At 51.3% G+C, this 1,879-nt stretch carries 2 protein-coding genes and 1 pseudogene; all 3 read right to left on the minus strand.

What is annotated here, in order from left to right; genetic code table 11:
- Window positions 1-124, minus strand: a pseudogene (locus I8J34_RS23955) (IS5/IS1182 family transposase); the annotation flags it as partial.
- Window positions 125-163: 39 nt separating this feature from the next.
- Window positions 164-808, minus strand: a complete 645-nt coding sequence (locus tag I8J34_RS23960; RefSeq protein ID WP_214364148.1) for a hypothetical protein — start codon at window positions 806-808, stop codon at window positions 164-166.
- A gap of 70 nt (window positions 809-878) precedes the next feature.
- Window positions 879-1,433, minus strand: coding sequence for an NYN domain-containing protein (locus tag I8J34_RS23965; protein ID WP_214364149.1), 555 nt, complete (start codon window positions 1,431-1,433; stop codon window positions 879-881).
- Window positions 1,434-1,879: the final 446 nt, after the last annotated feature.

Genomic DNA, 1,879 nt, shown 5'->3' on the forward strand with positions numbered 1-1,879 from the left:
GCGGCTCGATCAGCGCTTCGAGCGCCGCCCACGGTGTCACCGCTTCGATCTGGGCAAGGAACCGGTCGCGGCGCGTCATCTTCTTCTTGGCCGCGTACTCAAGGTCGGAGAAGCTCGATTGCATCGGGATCGTCACCGTCGTGAAGGAACTATGCGTATTGTCTCAAACAGAGCCGCCCGTGGGGCGATATGCAAACGAAATAATCAGCGTTTCCTTAAGCGCGGCCAGCGCCTCTCTTGCTCTCAAGTTCGTCTCAAGTATATTTGGAGATATTAGATTGAGTTCGAGCCTGTAAAACCTCCTGTGTTCGGATACAATTCTCCAGAAATGCTCCTTGCTGCTCGTGCCCTCAACGAAGATCCTGTGGTTGTATTTCGCTAATACGGGTTCCCTTAGACCGCTCTGAAGAGCCCTCATCGTCTGTTCTGGCGTCCCAAATCGCCAGTCCTTTTTCACAAAGATGTACTGCTCCTCCAGATCAATTATCGTCAGCACAGGGATCCAGTCATCAGTATGGGTTTCTACAATGTCTCCTGGAACTTTTGTCCCCATGTGTGCCAGCTTCAGCTTCGCTGCCTTCCCGACAAGAAATCGGTTTTCAGGGAAAATAAAATCTGTAGTCGGAGCTACTGACGAAAAGCCAACGAAACTATACCTTACCCCGTTGAGAACGAATTCTCGATCACGCTCTAACGCGGGTAGTATTGCATTGCCCTTTCTCGATGGCAGCGGTGATGCACCTATCGCGCGTTGCGGTTCTTCAACGAGCGAGTACCGCAAGACTAGGAATTCTTGTTGTTCCTTCATTTTCTTCCCCAGCAAACCGATGTGCGCCTATCGCCGAACGTCAATCACCGGATCGCATGCAAGACTGCACTCATATGCGCAGGTTTTCCAAGTAGGGGTCTAGCCCGATGAATTTCGAGGCTACCTCGCGAAGTTCACGAGAGGCATGGTTCCAAAAAACGACTTCAACTTTGAAGCCATCGGCTTGGAGTTCCTTGATCGTGGGAACGTAGTCGCTGTCGCCTGCGACAAGGACGAAGGTATCTTCTTCCGGCTTTCCATTCTTATAGGCATCGCTTTTGTAGGCGTCTTTCGTCAAGAGCGTTGCAATCCCGGTATCGATCTTCTTTTCCTTGTTGGAGTAGTTTCGATCTTCGAGATGTAGCTCAAAGCCCGCCCTCTTGGCGTACTGCCAAATTCCATCATTGGGCGGCGGCCGCGAACCGAAAAGCGCAGCACGTTTGATTTGTCGCTTGTCTGCGCCGCATACAAATTCGTGAAGCTTTCCAAAACTGATCGTGTAGCCGTGATCCAAGATTCCGTCATTCATGGCTTGGATGATGTTGTCGGCGAGGTCCTGCGCCACAGCACTTACTCGACGGCCTTCGATGTACAGATTCGAATTGTCAATATATATGTAATCCATATACTCCCCCCTAAGTTCTAATGCCAAGCTTCAGCCGACGGCGGCGAGCGTGGCGAGCTGCTGTCGGCTGCAAGCGATTGTTTGGCTATTTGCCATCTAGGTAGCTAAACCACGTATCAAGATTTCTCTTTATAAGAACAAGACACCAGACCAGCAGGAGCGTGGCATAAACCGCAGACCACACTGAGATCGTAGATGCCAGCCAGTGCTCATACAGTCCCAGCGACATTTGGAACACCGCTGCGGCGATGGATGCAAGAATCGCATAGTAAAGAAAGTCGCTCAATTGCCTAAGAGGGGCGTAAAGTCGGATCTGCGGGGGAGTGTCAGAATTTCTGTGTGTGAGGCGCTCTGAATCGCTTCCTGAGTTGGAAACGCGGTTTTCATTTTAGGCGATGATCCGTGAAGCGGTCCTCGTAGAGGATCGCGAACTGATTCATTGCCGC

It is taken from the genome of Denitromonas iodatirespirans, assembly GCF_018524365.1.
Lineage (GTDB): Bacteria > Pseudomonadota > Gammaproteobacteria > Burkholderiales > Rhodocyclaceae > Nitrogeniibacter > Nitrogeniibacter iodatirespirans.